The organism is Rhizobium leguminosarum, assembly GCF_004123835.1.
GTDB lineage: Bacteria > Pseudomonadota > Alphaproteobacteria > Rhizobiales > Rhizobiaceae > Rhizobium > Rhizobium leguminosarum_M.
Genome location: NZ_MZMU01000012.1, coordinates 39,075 through 56,401, shown reverse-complemented (window position 1 = coordinate 56,401; position 17,327 = coordinate 39,075). Strand labels below are relative to the sequence as shown.

The window sequence follows — 17,327 nt, the reverse complement described above, 5'->3', positions numbered from 1 at the left end:
TTTGTCCGATTGTTGTTTTTCTGGATAGGCGCGCCCTTGAATTGGATCACCGAATTTAAGATTCCCGTTGGCCCTTGGGCCAAATCCTTCGTGGATTGGCTGACCTCAAACGGCGAATGGTTCTTCAACCAGATCGCCTTCCTGCTGTCGAGCGCCATAGACGGCCTGCTCTTCGTGCTGCAGAAGCCTCATCCGCTGATCGTCATCGCGGCCATCACCGCCATCGCCTTTTGGCTGCGCCGGTCGATCGCGGTCGCCATCTTCACCTGTCTCGGGCTGCTGCTGATCGTCAACCAGGACTATTGGAAGGAAACGACGGAGACGCTCGCCCTCGTGCTCGCCGCCACCTTCGTCTGTATGGTGATCGGTATTCCGCTCGGCATTGCCGCCGCCCGCCGCCCTTGGGTCTATGCTGCCATGCGCCCGGTGCTCGATCTCATGCAGACCATACCGACATTCGTCTATCTGATCCCGGCGCTCATCCTGTTCGGCCTCGGCATGGTGCCGGGCCTGATCGCGACCGTCATCTTCGCAATCCCCGCCCCGATCCGGCTGACGCGCCTCGGCATCATCTCGACGCCGCCGTCCCTCGTCGAAGCCGCCGTCGCTTTCGGCGCGACGCCGTTACAGGTGCTGCGCAAGATCGAGCTTCCCTTCGCCACGCCGCAGATCATGGCGGGTCTTACCCAGACCATCATGCTGTCGCTGTCGATGGTCGTCATCGCCGCTCTTGTCGGCGCTCCCGGGCTTGGCGTGCCCGTCGTCCGTGCGCTGAACACCGTCAATATCGCCAAGGGCTTCGAGGCGGGCTTCTGCATCGTCATCCTGGCAATCATTCTCGACCGGATGTTCCGCACCACGGGTGAAGGAGGCGCTGCATGACCGCGGTAAGCTTTAACAATGTCAGCATCGTTTTCGGCGATCGACCGGAAACCGCGCTTGCCATGGTCGACCAGGGCAAATCGCGCGACGAGATTGGCGCCGCCACCGGTCTTGTACTCGGTGTGGCCAACGCCTCGCTGACGATCGAGGAAGGCGAGATCCTGGTGCTGATGGGTCTTTCCGGCTCCGGCAAATCGACGCTGCTGCGCGCCGTCAACGGGCTCGCTCCCGTGGTGCGTGGCGATGTCGCGGTCTCGGCGGCCACCGGCCCCGTCAACCCCTATAGATGCAATGCCAAGGCGCTACGCGACCTGCGCACCCACACCGTCTCCATGGTGTTCCAGCAATTCGCCCTCCTGCCCTGGCGCACCGTCGCCGACAATGTCGGCTTCGGTCTGGAGCTCGCCGGCATGCCGGAAGCCGAACGCAAACTCCGCGTCGGCGAGCAGCTTGAACTCGTCAACCTGACAAAATGGGCCGATCGCAAGGTCAACGAGCTTTCCGGCGGCATGCAGCAGCGTGTCGGGCTCGCCCGCGCCTTTGCCACCGGCGCCCCGATCCTGCTCATGGACGAACCTTTTTCGGCGCTCGACCCATTGATCCGCACCCGCCTGCAGGATGAGCTCCTGGAGTTCCAGCGGCGGCTGAAGAAGACCATCCTCTTCGTCAGCCACGATCTCGACGAGGCCTTCCGCATCGGCAATCGCATTGCCATCATGGAAAGTGGCCGCATCATCCAGTGCGGGACGCCGCACGATATCGTCAAGAACCCCGCAGACCAGTATGTCGCCGATTTCGTGCAGAACCTCAATCCGATCAACATGCTGACGGCGGCCGATGTCATGCAGCCAGGCCTAGGCCAGACTGCCGCCGGCATGAGCGTCAGCGCCACAGCCCGCGCCGCGACCCCGCTCATCGATATCCTCGATGCCCTTGCCCGCCAGCCGGGCAGTATCGGCATCGTCGAGAACGGTGCGATCGTCGGCACCATCTCGGCTCAGGATATCGTCGCCGGCCTCACCCGCCATCGCCGCAAGCAGGAAGCTTGATGTTTTCCATCCGCTTTGCCACAAAGCGGATATGAAAGATCAGCCTTCCCCCCTACGCGAAACCGACGACGATGCCCGCAAGCTTGCCCGCGTGCTTCTGCGCTCCGCCCGGCACGCGGCGATTGCCGTTCTCGACCCCGAGACCGGCTTTCCCTCCGCCAGCCGCGTGCTCGTCGCCACTGATATCGACGGCACGCCGGTCATCCTGGTTTCGCAGCTGTCGGCCCATACCAGGGCGCTCGCCAAAGACCGGCGCGCCTCGCTCCTGACCGGCGAGCCCGGCAAGGGCGATCCCCTCGCCTATCCTCGTCTGACGACCCAGTGCGTGGCAGAACCTATCGAGCGCGGCAATGCATTCTACGAGCGCATCCACACGCGCTTTCTCGCTCGCCACACCAAGGCGAAGCTTTATATCGACTTTCCTGATTTCCTGTTCTTCCGACTCAAGCCGGAACAGGCCAGCCTCAATGGCGGCTTCGGCCGCGCCTACCAACTCGATGGGAACGATCTCATAATCCAGTCGGCCGCGAATGAGGAGATTGCCGCGGGGGCAACAGAAGCAGTGCGAGATTTAGTAGAACGTCACCCCGATGTGGAGGAAAGCCTCGCTATCAGGCTAAAGGCGCCGGAATCGGGTTCTTGGCGCATTTGTGGTATCGATCCCTCAGGTTTCGACATGATTTCCGGCGATTTTCTGCTGCGATACGAGTTCGAAACCCTCGCTGTGGATGTCGATCACATTTGTTCAAACATATCTAAAATAGCATACTCGATACCTTAAATTTAGGTATATACAATCTTCGAGCCCAGTTGCTAGTTTTTGATGTCAGTCAAAATCCCGGCTGGCGGCCTGCGCCAACACGCTTGATGTACGTTTCGCATTAGGAAGATAACATATGGAAACCTCTGATTTGGCCGATCACACGAACGTGGCGGCAGCTTTATTGTCGGCCATGGCAAACCCGAAGAGATTGCTGATCCTGTGTAGCCTCGTGAAGGGCGAAGTGGCCGTCGGCGTGCTTGCGACGCAAGTCGGGCTCAGCCAGTCGGCTCTCTCTCAGCACCTGTCGAAACTGCGCGCCCAAAAGCTGGTCAAGACCCGCCGGGACGCACAAACCATCTATTATTCGAGCACCTCCGAGCCGGTCATGAAGATCTTGGCAACGCTCGAAGACATCTACCTCGTGCAGAACCGGAACAGATCCGCCGCTTGATGATAGCGCTGACATGAATGTCGGCCGATGCCATGCTGCAAGGGAATGTTCCCGGAGGCTTGGCAACGATATTTCAGCACGTGAACCTTATGGCACGACCGGCAAATTTGCGATTTGCCGGTCGTGCTTTTGGAATGGCAACCCGGTCGCGCCGGAGCTCCCGTCCCGCAATCGATCTTTTTAGCGCAATTCCAGACGTAAAACTGCCGCGCACTTTTGCCGGAATTGCTTTAACTGCCGACCACGTCGTTGTTGATGCGGCTCAGCACCACCAGCGACGGACGGGCAGGCATGCTGGACTTGAAGTCCGGCCAGTTGGTGCCTGCATCCTCCATCGAGGTCGCATCCTCGTTGTCGGCCATCCGCAATTCGCCCGGATGCTGGACCGAGAGGAAGACGCTGCTGCCGTCCGGGGTGAAGGTCGGCGAACAGGCTTCCGAACCGACGGGCGCAATATAGAACAGTTTCGGCAACGCACGACCCGGGCCTTCGGTATCCATCACATAGACGGAATCGGCAATGCCTTCCGGCGGCGGGCCGTCGGTGGTGACCCAGAGGCGCCCGACCGGATCGACGGCGAGATTGTCGGGGTCGGTGAACCAGCCGGCGGAGGTCGTGGCCGGATGGAACATCGCCTGATCCTCGGTCTTGGCAGGATCGCCGCAGAGAATGAACACGTCCCATTTGAAGCTGTCGGCTGCATAATCCGGTTTTTCGGGACCTCCGGGTGCTGCGAGTTCCAGCAGGTGGCCATGCGGGTTGGGGCCGCGCGGATTGGCGATGTTGACCATCTCCTTCTCGTCGTCGCCCTCACCCTTCGGCAGCCGGTCCTCGTTCTCCGTCATGGCGACGTAAAGCTTGCCGGTGCCGAGATGCGGGATGAAGCCTTCCGGCGCGTCCATCGGCGTGGCACCGACGAGATCGGCCGCAGTGCGCGTCGCCAGCACGACGTCGGCCTGGCTCTTGAATCCAGCTTCCGCCGTCAGCGGCCCCTCGCCCGCACGAAGCGGGATCCAGCGCATCGTGCCGTCGCTTTCGAACTTGGCGACCGACAGCGTGCCGTGGTCGAGCAGATCCTTGTTGGCGGCGCGATCGTTCGGGTTCCAAGGATCGCGGGTGACGAAGCGGTAGATATATTCGAAGTCGTCGTCATCGCCCATGAAAACAACCACGCGGCCGTCAGGGGCGACGCAACACTGCGCGCCTTCATGCGTCATGCGGCCGAGCGCGGTGCGCTTGACCGGCTTTGCCGTCGGATCGAATGGGTCGATCTCGACCACCCAGTCGAAACGCATCCATTCGTTCGGTTCTTCCTCGAACTTGAAGCGCGGCTCGACGCGGCTGACGGAATAGATGTCGTTCTCGTCCTCATCCCAGCCCTGGCGCTCGGCCAGTTCCTGGTTCGCCAGCGTCTTGTAGTCGCCGGCGAAGACATCCATCGCGCCTTCCTCGCCCGAAAGCATCGTGCCCCAGGGGGTAATTCCGCCATTGCAGTTCGAGATCGTGCCGAACACGACCATGCCGGTCGGATCGGCCTTGGTCTTCAGGCGGTCGTCGCCTGCAGCCGGACCGGAGATGCCGATCTCGGTGCTCATATGGATACGGCGATTGTATCTGCCGTCCCTGACGATCGCCCATTTGCCGTCCGTCTTTTTCGCTTCGAAGATCGAGACGCCGAGGGCGGCCATGATGGCGCGGATCTGATTGTCCGTCAGCTTCTCGCGGTAGTTTTCGTCGGTCAGGCCGGGAAACATCAGGAAAGGCGTTGCATATTCATGACTGACGACCATCAGCCCATGGTCGGAACTCTTCTCGCCCTAGGGCAGCGGCAGAAACTGCGTGAAGTCGTTGTTGTAGCCGAACTGTCGCTCCGCCGCCTTGCCGTCCAGAGTCGCGATATCGAATTCCGGGCTGTCGGCAAACAGTGCATCACCCCAGCGCGCCAGGATCTGGCGCTCATAGCCCTCTGGCCAGTGGTCGGCGGTATCGCGCACGCGCTTGAGTTCCGGGAGGGAACGTCAGGCTGGAATCGGCAGCCTCGGCATGCGCGGTTCCGAGCGCCGGCGAAAGTGCCGCAGCGCCCATCGCTGCGAGAAAGCCCTTGAGCACGCTGCGGCGGCGAACGCCCTCTTCGAGAATGGCGCCATAACTTGGCGCGAATGCATGGCGCCGCGTGGGGCGCGCCCTTGTCTTCTGGCGGTCAGACATCAGTATCTCCGATCGAAATATCGTTTTATTTCAGTGAATTGATGAAATGCAATTGCGCCCTGCGAGCCATCGGTTTTTGTAGCAAGCCGAGGCAAAGGATTGATGACGGGCAGCTTGCAGTGCCTGACCCTGGATATTTCCGGATTGATCTAAGCAAGTTGAGCCTTCTGTCAGGAGGGGCTCTGGGGACTTTTCCCGTTGACGCCTTGGGAAGCCCTGATAATTTGACCGGGCAGTAAAAATATGGGCGTGAAGCCCCGGGAAATGGCCGTCGGCGGCCAGGAGAACAGCATGTCCAATCGCCTCAATGCACCGAACGATCTTCGCGCCTTCTGGATGCCGTTTACGGCAAATCGCCAGTTCAAGAAGGAGCCGCGTTTGTTCGTCGGCGCCAAGGACATGTACTATACGACCCATGACGGCCGTCAGGTGCTGGACGGCACGGCTGGCCTCTGGTGCGTCAATGCCGGCCACTGCCGCCCGAAGATCACCGAGGCGATCCGCGAGCAGGCCGGCGAGCTCGACTACGCACCGGCCTTCCAGCTCGGCCACCCCAAGGCCTTCGAACTGGCAAACCGCCTGGTCGACATCGCCCCCGAAGGCCTGAACCACGTTCTCTACACCAATTCCGGTTCCGAATCCGTCGAGACCGCGCTCAAGGTGGCTCTCGCCTATCACCGTGTGAAGGGGAATGGATCACGCTTCCGCCTGATCGGCCGGGAGCGCGGCTATCACGGCGTCAATTTCGGCGGCATCTCCGTCGGCGGCATCGTCACTAATCGCAAGATGTTCGGCACGCTTCTGACCGGCGTCGATCACATGCCGCACACCCACCAGCCCGGCAAGAACAACTTCACCCGCGGCGAGCCCGAGCATGGCGGCGACATCGCCACCGAACTCGAGCGCATCGTCACCCTGCATGACGCCTCCACCGTCGCCGCCGTCATCGTCGAGCCGGTTGCAGGCTCCACCGGCGTTCTGATCCCGCCGAAGGGCTACCTGCAGAAGCTGCGCGAGATCTGCACCAAGCACGGCATCCTTCTGATCTTCGACGAGGTCATCACCGGCTTCGGCCGCCTCGGCGCCCCCTTTGCCGCGCAATATTACGCCGTCAAGCCCGACATGATCACCGCCGCCAAGGGACTGACCAACGGCGTCATTCCGATGGGCGCCGTCTTCGTCACCTCCGAGATCCATGATGCCTTCATGAACGGCCCGGAGCACATGATCGAATTCTTCCACGGCTACACCTATTCCGGCAACCCGATCGCTTCCGCCGCTGCACTCGCCACGCTCGACACCTACAAGGAAGAGGGCCTGCTGACACGCGCTGCCGAGCTTTCCGATTACTGGGCCGACGCACTGCATTCGCTGAAGGATTGCCCCAATGTCATCGACATCAGGAACACCGGCCTGATCGGCGCGATCGAACTCGATCCGATCGCCGGCGAGCCCACCAAGCGCGCCTTCACCGCTTTCCTGAAAGCCTATGAAAGCGGCCTGCTGATCCGCACCACCGGCGATATCATCGCGCTCTCCCCGCCGCTGATCATCGAGAAGCACCATATCGACGAGCTCTTCGGCAAGCTGCGGACGATCCTGCAGAACAATATCTGAGAAGCTCTGAAGTTTCCGGCAAAAGGGCACGCAGCACTTCAAAGTGCTACAGCGCCGCGCGTCTGAAAAGACGCGCACCGCTGTAAGTCCGCGCAGACCCTTTTGTTGCGAAGCTAGATAGACCTCAGGTCAAGGCGGCGACGGAAAGGCAGAGGGCGAATTTCTTCAAGAGCCGGCGATCGAAATGCCCTTCGTTACCAAGCATCCATTTCAGTGCTTGGCTCGCGCTCCATGGCGCCCTGTACGGCCGCACGGAGGTGATGGCGTCATAGACGTCGCAAATCGCAGCAATACGCGCATGGAGGCTGACCTGCGTCTCGGAAAGCTTGCGAGGATAGCCCTTGCCGTCGATACGCTCATGATGGTTGAGGCAAACGTCGAGAACGATCTCCGCCATGCCTTCCTGGCGCGACAGGATTGCGTGTCCCTTTTCCGGATGGTCGCGGATCATCTTGATCTCGTCCTCGTCCAGGGGGCCTTCCTTGTTGAGTATCTCGAGCGGAATTTCGAGCTTGCCGACGTCGTGCAGCAATCCCGCTGTGCCGAGCATCTGAACAGTCGTCTCGTCAAGTCCGAGATGACGGCTGAACAGGATCATCAGCGCACTCACCGAAATCGAATGCAGGAACGTCGCCTCGTCCTTGGATTTCAGACGCGTAACGCTCAGAAAGACCGTGGGATTCTGATCGATAGACTTGGAGACAGAGGAAATCACAGGCGCCACCTGATCGACGCTGATCCCATCGCCATGCTGGAGTCGACCGAAAACGCTTTCCAGCACCTGCATGGATTTCTGGATGGTCTCGCGTGCCGCCTTGGTGTCAATCTCGATATTGCCACCTGGCAGGCCGTCGATGTCGAGGCCTCTGCTGGTGTTGATGATCACGCCTGTCATGCCGCTTTTGCGAAGCTTCTGGGCATCGATTTCACGGCGCAGCAGAAATCTTCGTTTAGACAGAAGAGGATCCTGCCAGGCACCCTCGATCGCCTCTACAAACATTCCGGTGCGCACCTGTCTGGCTTCGACCCGCTTGAGCATCCAGCTCTCTATTCCTGAAATATCTCTCTGTTTATTGTCGACCGCTCTTTTGCATCGCAGCAATATATGCGCGAACAATGGTTCTACTCTAATTAGTAGAATCAAGTGTTAATCTCAAAGCAGAATTCTAATATTCAGACAGATAGAGAGCTTCCGCGAAATTCGGCAGGTACATCGGCGCGCCGCTGACGCGGGTACCGGCATCCTGCAAAGATAGGAAAATTGCGCCGAGATCGATGATTTTTGGACGATCTCGTGCCGAATCGGCTCGATTTTCGTTTCATTTTGTTATCAACTTGCGGAATCTCACCAAAATTCCTAGAAATCTTGCCGTTGCGCCCATTCGAGCCAAATATGGCCGGAGGGCGCATCGATCGCGCCGATATCGATCGTCCTTGGCACGGCCTGGGGCCGTTGAACGATCCGGAAAATCCGGCGCGGCACCTCATCGCGGGTCGAATGACCCCATCCAAGGAGACAGACAATGACCCTCAAGACATTGACGGCGACCCTCGTTGCGTCGCTCGCCTTTGCGCCGCTTGCCCATGCCGATATCACGATCGGCCTGATCGCGCCGCTGACCGGCCCCGTCGCCGCCTATGGCGACCAAGTGAAGAACGGTGCGCAGACCGCCGTCGACGAGATCAACAAGAAGGGCGGAATTCTCGGCGAGAAGGTCGTCCTCGAACTGGCCGACGATGCCGGCGAACCGAAGCAGGGCGTTTCCGCCGCCAACAAGGTCGTCGGCGACGGCATCCGCTTCGTCGTCGGACCAGTGACATCGGGCGTTGCAATCCCGGTTTCGGACGTTCTGGCTGAAAACGGCGTGCTGATGGTCACTCCGACCGCCACGGCCCCCGACCTGACCAAGCGCGGCCTCACCAACGTGCTGCGCACCTGCGGCCGCGACGACCAGCAAGCCGAAGTCGCCGCCAAATATGTGCTGAAGAATTTCAAGGACAAGCGCGTCGCCATCGTCAACGACAAGGGCGCTTACGGCAAGGGCCTCGCCGATGCTTTCAAGGCAACGCTGAACGCAGGCGGCGTCACCGAAGTCGTCAATGACGCGATCACGCCTGGCGACAAGGACTTCAGCGCGCTCACCACCCGCATTAAGTCCGAGAAGGTCGACGTGGTCTATTTCGGCGGCTACCATCCGGAAGGTGGCCTGCTCGCCCGCCAGCTGCATGACCTCGCCGCCAACGTGACGATCATCGGCGGCGATGGCCTTTCCAACACCGAATTCTGGGCAATCGGCACGGATGCGGCAGGAGGCACCGTCTTCACCAACGCTTCGGACGCCACCAAGAGCCCTGATTCCAAGGCCGCAGCCGATGCGCTCGCCGCCAAGAACATCCCGGCCGAGGCCTTTACGCTCAACGCCTATGCCGCCGTCGAAGTGCTGAAAGCCGGCATCGAGAAGGCCGGCAGCGCCGAGGATGCGGGAGCCGTCGCGACCGCGTTGAAGGACGGCAAGGAGATCCCGACCGCCATCGGCAAGGTCACCTACGGCGAGACCGGCGACCTGACCTCGCAGAGCTTCTCGCTCTACAAGTGGGAAGCCGGCAAGATCGTCGCCGCCGAGTAAGCCATCGCTGACCGCACCGACCGGGCGCCCCTGTGGCGCCCGGTTTCCTTTTGCGGCACTCGCTTGTCGCGGCAGATCGGCTATAAGTTTCGGAATCGGTTGTAATGTGAGCAATGCCATGACCAGCAGACTCGAGCGTTTCATCGACCAGGGCGTCGGCCGCGTACCGGCCGATATCGTGCTGAAGGGCGGCTGCTTCTTCGATCTCGTCACCGGCGAACTCGTCCAGTCGGACATTGCGATCGGCGCCGATCGCATCGTCGGCACCTCAGGCAATTATGAGGGCGAAACCGAGATCGATATCTCGGGCAGGATCGTCGTTCCGGGCTTCATCGACACGCATCTGCACATCGAATCTTCGCTTGTCACACCGCATGAATTCGACCGCTGCGTTCTGCCCTATGGCGTCACCACCGCCATCTGCGATCCGCACGAGATCGCCAATGTGCTCGGAACCGAGGGTATCGAATTCTTCCTCGAATCCGCGCTGGAGACGATCATGGACATCCGCGTCCAGCTCTCCTCCTGCGTACCGGCAACACATCTCGAAACCTCCGGTGCAGATCTGCCGATCGAGCGCCTCCTGCCCTTCCGCCATCATCCGAAGGTGATCGGCCTTGCCGAATTCATGAATTTCCCCGGCGTGATCCACAAGGATCCCGTCTGCATGGCCAAGCTCGACGCCTTCCAGGGCGGCCATATCGACGGTCACGCGCCGCTTCTTTCCGGCAACGACCTCAACGGCTACCTCTCGGCCGGCATCCGCACCGAACATGAATGCACGACCGCCGCCGAAGCGCTGGAGAAAATCCGCAAGGGCATGCACATCCTCGTGCGCGAAGGCTCGGTATCAAAGGACCTCACCGCGCTGATCCCCATCATCACCGAGCGGCTTTCGCCCTTCCTCGCGCTCTGCACCGACGACCGCAATCCGCTCGATATCGCCGAACAGGGCCATCTCGATCACATGATCCGCACGTCGATCGCAAGCGGCGTCGAGCCCCTGGCGATCTACCGCGCCGCCTCGATTTCGGCCGCCCGCGCCTTCGGCCTCAAAGACCGCGGCCTGGTCGCGCCGGGCTGGCGCGCCGATCTGGTGGTTCTCGACAGTCTGGAGAACTGCCGTGCCGACATGGTCTTCGCAGCCGGCCGCCGCGTCACCGATGCGCTCTTTTCCTCGCGCAGACCGGTTGCCCCAATCGGCCTCGACAGCGTCAAGGCCCGGCCCGTCAACGCCGCCCATTTCGGCGTCCCGGTCGCCGAGGGCGAGACGCCCGTCATCGGCGTCATGCCGGGCAAGATCATCACCGAGCATCGTCGCTATCGCCTGCCTGTCAGGGGCAACGAGACGACGGTCGACCTTGCCAACGATATCATCAAGGTCGCCGTCATCGAGCGCCACGGCAAGAACGGCAACCATGCCAACGGCTTTGTCCAGGGCTTCGGCCTGAAGAAGGGTGCGATCGCCTCGACCGTCGGCCATGACAGCCACAATATCTGCGTCGTCGGCGTCAGCGAGGACGACATGGCGCGCGCCGCAAACCGCCTCGGCGAGATCAAGGGCGGCTTCGTCGTCGTCGAAGACGGCAAGGTCACCGGCGAAATCGCCCTGCCCATCGCCGGATTGATGAGCCTCGAGCCCTATGAGACGGTCCGCGATACGCTCCACCAGCTGCGCAAAGCTGCCTTCGCGCTCGGCGCCACGCTGGAGGAACCCTTCCTCCAGCTCGCTTTCTTGCCACTGCCGGTTATTCCACACCTGAAGATCTCCGACCGCGGCATGGTTGACGTGGACAAGTTCGCGCTGATCGGGTGACGGAATCCTTGGCAAACTCAGCAGCAGCGCTTATTTTGCAATATCCTTGGAGCCGATCATGACGAAGCTGGAACAGATTGAAAAAATCGTTACCGAACTCGACAAGTTCGAGTTCGAAGCTTTTTCGGCGTGGTTTGAAGCCCTTCAAGCCGAACGCTGGGACAGGCAAATGGAAGCAGACGCGGCAAGCGGCAAGCTCGATCATCTCGCCGAGAAGGCCTTTGCCGATTTTCATGCCGGAAAGACAAGACGGCTTTGAAACATCACGCAACTCCTGCCTTTTGGGAGGCGTATGACCGCTTGCCTGAACAGATACGGAAGCTGGCCGACGAAAACTTCGATCTACTCAAACAAGATCCCAGACATCCCTCCTTGCATTTCAAGCGCGTCGGCCGCTTTTGGTCGGCGCGCGTCGGCACATCCTGGAGAGCTTTAGCTGTCTGGGACGGAGATGATATCATCTGGTTTTGGATCGGCTCGCACGCGGATTACGATAAGCTTCTGAAATAGCCGTCAAACCCGCGCACAAAACCCGTCTAGCGCCGCAAGCTTCACTAGCCCCGCGCCAGCCGCCGCCTTGAAGCCCGGCATCTCAAGCGGCTCCCCGAGCACCATGCCATCGGGCAGGCGGAATTCCGCCGGTTTGCGCGTCAGGTTGAAAATGAAGAGCAGTTTTTCGCCGTTCTTTTCGCGAGTGAAGGCGAGCAGATCCTGGTTGGTGCCGATGAAGGTCATCTCGCCGTCGATCAACACCGGGTGGCTCTTCCGGAATGCGAGCGTCCTGCGGTAGTGATGCAGCACCGAGTTGTCGCTCGCCTCCTGCGTATCCACGGAAAGCGCTGCCTGCTCGTAAGGCACCGGCAGCCAGCTCTTTTCCGCGGAGGTGAAGCCCGCATGCGCCTTGCCGGCTTCCCAGGGCATCGGCGTGCGGCATCCATCGCGGCCCTTGAAGGCCGGCCAGAAGCGGATGCCGTAGGGGTCGCGCAGATCCTCGAAGGCGAGCTCAGCCTCCGGCAGGCCGAGTTCCTCGCCCTGATAGAGGCAGATCGAGCCACGCAGCGCCGCAAGCACCGAGACCGCCAGCTTGGCGATGACAGGCCGTTCTTCCTCCGTCCGTGCGAAACGGCTGACATGGCGCATGACGTCGTGGTTGGAAAAAGCCCAGCAGACCCAGCCGTCCGTGACGGCCTTTTGGAAGGCCTCGACGCAGCCGCGAATATGCTCGGCGGTGAAATCCGGTCCGAGCAGATCGAATGTGTAGCACATGTGCAGCTTGTCGCCGTCGCTCGTATAGGCGCCAACCGTCTTCAGCGAACGCGCGCCATCGCCGACTTCGCCGACGGTCGTGCGATCCTGATACTGATCGAGCAGCGCCCGGAAGCGCTTGAGGAAATCGACATTTTCCGGCTGCGTCTTGTCGTAGAGGTGGTTCTGCATGCCGTAGGGATTGCTGTCGGGCGCATCGAGGCCTGCGTCATCCTCATCAGGCTCGTGCGGCGGATTGCTCCTGAGCTGCTTGTCGCAGAAATAATAATTGACCGTGTCCAGCCGGAAGCCGTCGACGCCGCGGTCGAGCCAGAACTTCACCGTCTCCAGCACGGCATCCTGCACGGCCTTGCTGTGGAAATTGAGGTCCGGCTGCGAGGTCAGGAAATTGTGCTGGTAATATTGCCGGCGCACGCCGTCCCATTCCCAGCCCGGTCCGCCGAAGATCGACAGCCAGTTGTTCGGCGCCGTGCCGTCAGGCTTCGGATCGGCCCAGACATACCAATCCGCCTTCGGATTGGTCCGGCTCGATCGGCTCTCGACGAACCAGGGATGCCGGTCGGAAGTGTGCGAGATCACCTGGTCGATGACGACCTTGATGCCGAGCCTGTGCGCTTCGCCCATCATCTCGTCGAAATCGGCGAGCGTCCCGAAGATCGGATCGACGTCGCAATAATCGGAAACGTCGTAGCCCATGTCGGCCATCGGCGACTTGAAGAAGGGCGAGAGCCAGATCGCGTCGACGCCGAGGCTGGCTATATGCGGCAGCCGGCGGGTGATTCCCCTGAGATCGCCGAGACCATCGCTGTTGGTGTCCTGAAACGAGCGCGGATAGACCTGATAGATCACAGCACCGCGCCACCAGTCCGCACTCCCGCCTGCCTGCAATGCCATCGGCCACATCTCCTGCCTCGTTTGCGCTCGCCACACTAAAGCGGACGAAACAAAAGACAACCATGTGAAGCGGTTATGAAAGGTGTTGTGAAACGCCGCGACGCATCGTCGCGATCCGACAAGGGGGAGACGTATATAGGCTTGTCCACAACCCGAATCCACCCTCCGGATTTGGGGTTGCAACGCAAAGCCTTTGCGATAATGTGCGCACTGACCTGCACGTAAGAGGTCAAATACCGGGAACAAATGTCTAATAAAGGCGCAAAGCCTAGAAAGGTGGACCCACCATGAACCATTTCGCGAAAAAATTTCTCGCCTCTGCAATGCTTGGCACATTGCTGGCGTTTTCGGCCCATGCGGCCACGCTCAACATTCACAATGGTGGCGACCCGCAGTCGCTCGATCCGCAGAAGCTTTCCGGCGACTGGGAGAACCGTATCGCCGGTGACATTTTCGAAGGCCTCGTCACCGAGGACGCCAAGGATAATCCGATCCCCGGCCAGGCCGAAAGCTGGACGATTTCGCCTGATGGCAAGGTCTACACCTTCAAGCTTCGCGACGGCATCAAGTGGTCCGATGGCCAGCCGGTAACGGCAGGAGACTTCGTCTTCGCCTTCCAGCGCCTCGTTGACCCGAAGAATGCCGCCGATTATGCCTATCTGCAATTCACCATCAAGAATGCGGAAAAGATCAACAAGGGCGAGATCACCGATCTCAACGAACTCGGCGTCAAGGCGATAGACGACAAGACGCTCGAAATCACGCTCGAAAACTCGACCCCCTATTTCATCAACGCCTTGATGCATTACACCGCCTATCCACTGCCGAAGCATGTCGTCGAGGCGAAGGGTCAGGATTGGGTCAAGATCGGCAACATCGTCACCAACGGCCCTTACAAGCCGGTCGAGTGGGTTCCGGGCTCCCATGTCACCACAGTCAAGAACGACCAGTGGTACGACACCAAGGACCTGAAGATCGATGGCGCGAAGTTCTTCGTGCTTGAGGATCAGGAAGCCGCGCTGAAGCGCTACCGCGCCGGTGAATTCGACATCCTCACCGACTTCCCGACCGACCAGTACGAGTGGATGAAGAAGAACCTGCCGGGCCAGGCGCATGTCGCCCCCTTCTCCGGCCTCTACTATTACGTCGTCAATTCGCAGAAGCCGCCCTTCAGCGACAAGCGCGTCCGCCAGGCTCTCTCCATGGCGATCAACCGCGAAGTCATCGGCCCGCAGATCCTCGGCACCGGCGAACTGCCGGCCTATTCCTGGGTTCCGCCGGGCACGGCGAATTACGGCGAGCCGGCCTATGTCAGCTGGAAGGACCTGCCCTACAGCGAGAAGGTCGCCGAAGCCAAGAAGCTTCTGACCGAAGCCGGTTTCGGCCCGGACAAGCCGCTTCACGCCGTCCTCAGCTACAACACCAACGACAATCACAAGCGCATCGCCGTCGCCATCGCTTCCATGTGGAAGCCGCTCGGCGTCAATGTCGAGCTCGTCAACGCCGAAACCAAGGTGCATTACGACCAGATGCAGCGCGGCCAGGTCGAAATCGGCCGCGCCGGCTGGCTCGCCGACTACAACGACCCGGACAACTTCCTGAACCTCCTGGTGACAGGCGTGCAGATGAACTACGGCCGCTGGTCGAATCCCGAGTACGACAAGATGATCAAGGAAGGCAACGCCGAGACCGATCTCACCAAGCGTGCCGCGATCTTCAAGAAGGCCGAACAGCTGGCGCTGGATGAATCCGCCGCCCTGCCGATTTATTACTACGTCTCGAAGAATGTTGTTTCGCCGAAGATCGAAGGCTTCGTCGACAACATTCAGGACATCCACCGCACCCGCTGGCTGTCGATGAAAGAGTAAGGGAAAACGGTCCTTTCCGCGCATTGCGGAAAGGACCGGCCCACGACCATGATCAAATACGCCCTCCGTCGCCTGCTATCGACGATCCCCGTTCTCTGGATCGCCGTCACAGCCTGTTTTTTTGTTTTGCGCCTTGCCCCCGGCGGCCCTTTCGATGGCGAAAGGCCATTGCCGCCGGTGATCCTGAAGAACCTTGCGATCCACTACAATCTCGACAAGCCGCTCATCCAGCAGTACCTGATCTATGTCGGTGACCTGCTCCGGGGCGATCTCGGCCCCTCCTTCGCCAGCGAGGATTTCACCGTCGCCCAGCAGATCATGATCGGTCTGCCCTACACCTTCACCATCGGTACGGCTGCCTTCCTGATTGCCATCATTGTCGGCGTGGCCGTCGGCTGTCTTGGGGCGCTCTATCAGAACAAGGCACCGGATTATATTCTGGGCGCGCTCATTCTGGTGGGCGTCGTGCTGCCGAACTTCCTGATTGCGCCCATCCTGCAGCTTGTCTTCGGCATCCATCTCGCTTGGTTTCCGGTCGGCGGCTGGGGCGACGGCTCGATCAAATACCTCATCCTGCCGATCGTCGTTCTGGCGCTGCCGCATGCCGGCCGTATCTCGCGCATCACCCGCGGCTCGATGATCGAGGTGATGAATCAGAACTTTATTCGCACCGCCAAGGCAAAAGGCATCGGCCCGCGGCTGACGGTGATGCGCCACGCGCTGAAACCTGCGCTGATGCCTGTGGTCTCCTATCTGGGTCCAGCGGCAAGTTATCTTCTCACCGGCTCGCTGGTCGTCGAGAGCATCTTCGGATTGCCCGGCATCGGCCGCTATTTCGTCAACGCAGCGCTGAACCGCGATTACGGCATGGTTCTCGGCACGGTCATCTTCTACATGGTGCTGATCGTGTTCCTGAACCTTCTCGTCGATATCGCATATGCGTGGCTCGATCCGAAAGTGAGAAACAGATGATCCTCAACCCCGCAAAGCGCGAGCTGCTCGCCCAGGAACTGCTGGAGGCGGAAGGCCTTGCGCCCGAAAGCCGCTCGCTCACCAAGGATGCCCTGCGCCGCCTGGGGCGTAACAAGGCCGCCGTCCTGTCGATCGTGGTCCTGACGGTTCTGATCCTCGCCGCCTTCATCGGCCCCTGGTTCATTCCCTTCAACTATGAGGATCCTGATTGGGCGGCCTTCCGCATACCGCCCTCGATCGAAACCGGCCACTATTTCGGTACCGACCCGAACGGCCGCGACCTTCTGGCCCGCGTCCTTTATGGCACCCGCGTCTCGCTGGCCGTGGCGCTGACGGCGACCGTCGTCTCCGTCTTCATCGGCGTGCTCTACGGCGCGGTATCGGGCTATATCGGCGGCAGGCTGGATGCGATCATGATGCGCTTCGTCGATATCATGTACGCGCTTCCCTATATCCTCTTCGTCATCCTGCTGATGGTGATCTTCGGCCGCAACGTCTATCTGCTCTTTGCCGCCATCGGCGCGCTGGAATGGCTGACCATGGCCCGCATCGTGCGCGGCCAGACGCTGTCGATCAAGCATCGCGAATTCATCGAAGCGGCCCGCGCATCCGGGCAGCGGCCGTTCAAGATCATCATCAAGCACATCATCCCGAACCTCGTCGGACCCGTGGTCATCTTCGCAGCATTGACGGTGCCTGAAATCATCGCCACCGAAAGCTTCCTTTCCTATCTCGGCTTCGGCGTGCAGGAACCGCTGACCTCGCTCGGCACGCTGATCGCCGAGGGAACCGATGCCATGGAAAGCATGCCTTGGCTGCTGGTCTTCCCGGCAAGCTTCCTCGTGGCCCTGCTGCTCAGCCTGCTCTTCATCGGCGACGGCCTGCGCGACGCGTTCGACCCGAAGGATCGCTAA

Annotated in this window: 15 protein-coding genes and 1 pseudogene; 12 read left to right on the top strand and 4 right to left on the bottom strand. The window is 60.6% G+C overall.

All coding sequences use genetic code 11. The annotated features are described in order from the left end of the window. Positions 1-36 precede the first annotated feature (36 nt). The 4 genes from choW to B5P46_RS16970 all read left to right on the top strand — a co-directional run bounded on the left by choW (position 37) and on the right by B5P46_RS16970 (position 3,145). Entirely contained in the window at positions 37-882 is an 846-nt protein-coding gene (gene choW, locus B5P46_RS16985) for a choline ABC transporter permease subunit (protein ID WP_129419669.1), read from the top strand. Then, positions 879-1,931, top strand: a complete 1,053-nt coding sequence (choV, locus tag B5P46_RS16980) for a choline ABC transporter ATP-binding protein (RefSeq protein WP_129419668.1) — start codon at positions 879-881, stop codon at positions 1,929-1,931. Before choW ends, choV begins: the two co-directional genes overlap by 4 nt. 31 nt (positions 1,932-1,962) lie before the next feature. Continuing rightward, complete coding sequence (locus tag B5P46_RS16975) at positions 1,963-2,712, top strand: HugZ family protein (RefSeq protein WP_129419667.1); 750 nt, start codon at positions 1,963-1,965, stop codon at positions 2,710-2,712. Between the two features lie 115 nt (positions 2,713-2,827). After that, positions 2,828-3,145 (top strand): ArsR/SmtB family transcription factor, encoded by a 318-nt coding sequence (locus B5P46_RS16970; protein WP_003561417.1) that lies wholly within the window; start codon positions 2,828-2,830, stop codon positions 3,143-3,145. A gap of 230 nt (positions 3,146-3,375) precedes the next feature. On the opposite strand, the pseudogene B5P46_RS16965 reads toward B5P46_RS16970, so the two are convergent. Together B5P46_RS16965 and B5P46_RS34935 are read right to left on the bottom strand one after the other, a co-directional pair. After that, a pseudogene (locus tag B5P46_RS16965) lies at positions 3,376-5,139 on the bottom strand (PhoX family protein). Then, entirely contained in the window at positions 5,102-5,353 is a 252-nt protein-coding gene (locus tag B5P46_RS34935) for a hypothetical protein (protein ID WP_245456186.1), read from the bottom strand. The pseudogene B5P46_RS16965 and the gene B5P46_RS34935 overlap by 38 nt, the downstream one beginning before the upstream one ends. A gap of 291 nt (positions 5,354-5,644) precedes the next feature. On the opposite strand from B5P46_RS34935, the gene B5P46_RS16960 reads away from it, so the two are divergent. Next, positions 5,645-6,970: an aspartate aminotransferase family protein gene (locus B5P46_RS16960; protein WP_129419666.1), complete on the top strand. Its 1,326-nt coding sequence runs from the start codon at positions 5,645-5,647 to the stop codon at positions 6,968-6,970. A 124-nt stretch (positions 6,971-7,094) separates the two neighbouring features. On the opposite strand, the gene B5P46_RS16955 is transcribed toward B5P46_RS16960, so the two are convergent. Continuing rightward, positions 7,095-8,009, bottom strand: coding sequence for an HD-GYP domain-containing protein (locus tag B5P46_RS16955; RefSeq protein WP_129419665.1), 915 nt, complete (start codon positions 8,007-8,009; stop codon positions 7,095-7,097). Positions 8,010-8,493: 484 nt separating this feature from the next. Here B5P46_RS16955 and B5P46_RS16950 point away from each other — a divergent pair, with 484 nt between their 5' ends. From B5P46_RS16950 to B5P46_RS34930, 4 genes are all read left to right on the top strand, one after another. Then, on the top strand, positions 8,494-9,597 hold the full coding sequence (locus B5P46_RS16950) for a branched-chain amino acid ABC transporter substrate-binding protein (protein WP_129419664.1): 1,104 nt from the start codon (positions 8,494-8,496) through the stop codon (positions 9,595-9,597). A 118-nt stretch (positions 9,598-9,715) separates the two neighbouring features. Beyond that, positions 9,716-11,413 (top strand): adenine deaminase, encoded by a 1,698-nt coding sequence (gene ade, locus B5P46_RS16945; protein WP_129419663.1) that lies wholly within the window; start codon positions 9,716-9,718, stop codon positions 11,411-11,413. Between the two features lie 58 nt (positions 11,414-11,471). Beyond that, positions 11,472-11,672 (top strand): hypothetical protein, encoded by a 201-nt coding sequence (locus tag B5P46_RS16940; protein ID WP_129419662.1) that lies wholly within the window; start codon positions 11,472-11,474, stop codon positions 11,670-11,672. Continuing rightward, the gene (locus tag B5P46_RS34930; RefSeq protein WP_129419661.1) at positions 11,669-11,923 is read left to right on the top strand and encodes a type II toxin-antitoxin system RelE family toxin; all 255 of its coding nucleotides are present in this window, start codon (positions 11,669-11,671) and stop codon (positions 11,921-11,923) included. The genes B5P46_RS16940 and B5P46_RS34930 overlap by 4 nt, the downstream gene beginning before the upstream one ends. Positions 11,924-11,926: 3 nt before the next feature. Here B5P46_RS34930 and B5P46_RS16930 read toward each other — a convergent pair whose 3' ends face one another. Next, the gene (locus B5P46_RS16930; protein ID WP_129419660.1) at positions 11,927-13,573 is read right to left on the bottom strand and encodes an alpha-glucosidase family protein; all 1,647 of its coding nucleotides are present in this window, start codon (positions 13,571-13,573) and stop codon (positions 11,927-11,929) included. A 287-nt stretch (positions 13,574-13,860) separates the two neighbouring features. Here B5P46_RS16930 and B5P46_RS16925 point away from each other — a divergent pair, with 287 nt between their 5' ends. The 3 genes from B5P46_RS16925 to B5P46_RS16915 are packed head-to-tail and all read left to right on the top strand — an operon-like array spanning position 13,861 to position 17,327. After that, positions 13,861-15,441, top strand: coding sequence for a peptide ABC transporter substrate-binding protein (locus B5P46_RS16925; RefSeq protein WP_129419659.1), 1,581 nt, complete (start codon positions 13,861-13,863; stop codon positions 15,439-15,441). 48 nt (positions 15,442-15,489) lie between these two features. After that, a complete protein-coding gene (locus tag B5P46_RS16920; protein ID WP_129419658.1) occupies positions 15,490-16,413 on the top strand; it encodes an ABC transporter permease subunit in 924 nt (307 codons plus the stop codon). Continuing rightward, positions 16,410-17,327 carry an ABC transporter permease gene (locus B5P46_RS16915; RefSeq protein ID WP_064651996.1) on the top strand — a complete coding sequence of 306 codons (918 nt, stop codon included), beginning with the start codon at positions 16,410-16,412 and terminating at the stop codon, positions 17,325-17,327. The genes B5P46_RS16920 and B5P46_RS16915 overlap by 4 nt, the downstream gene beginning before the upstream one ends.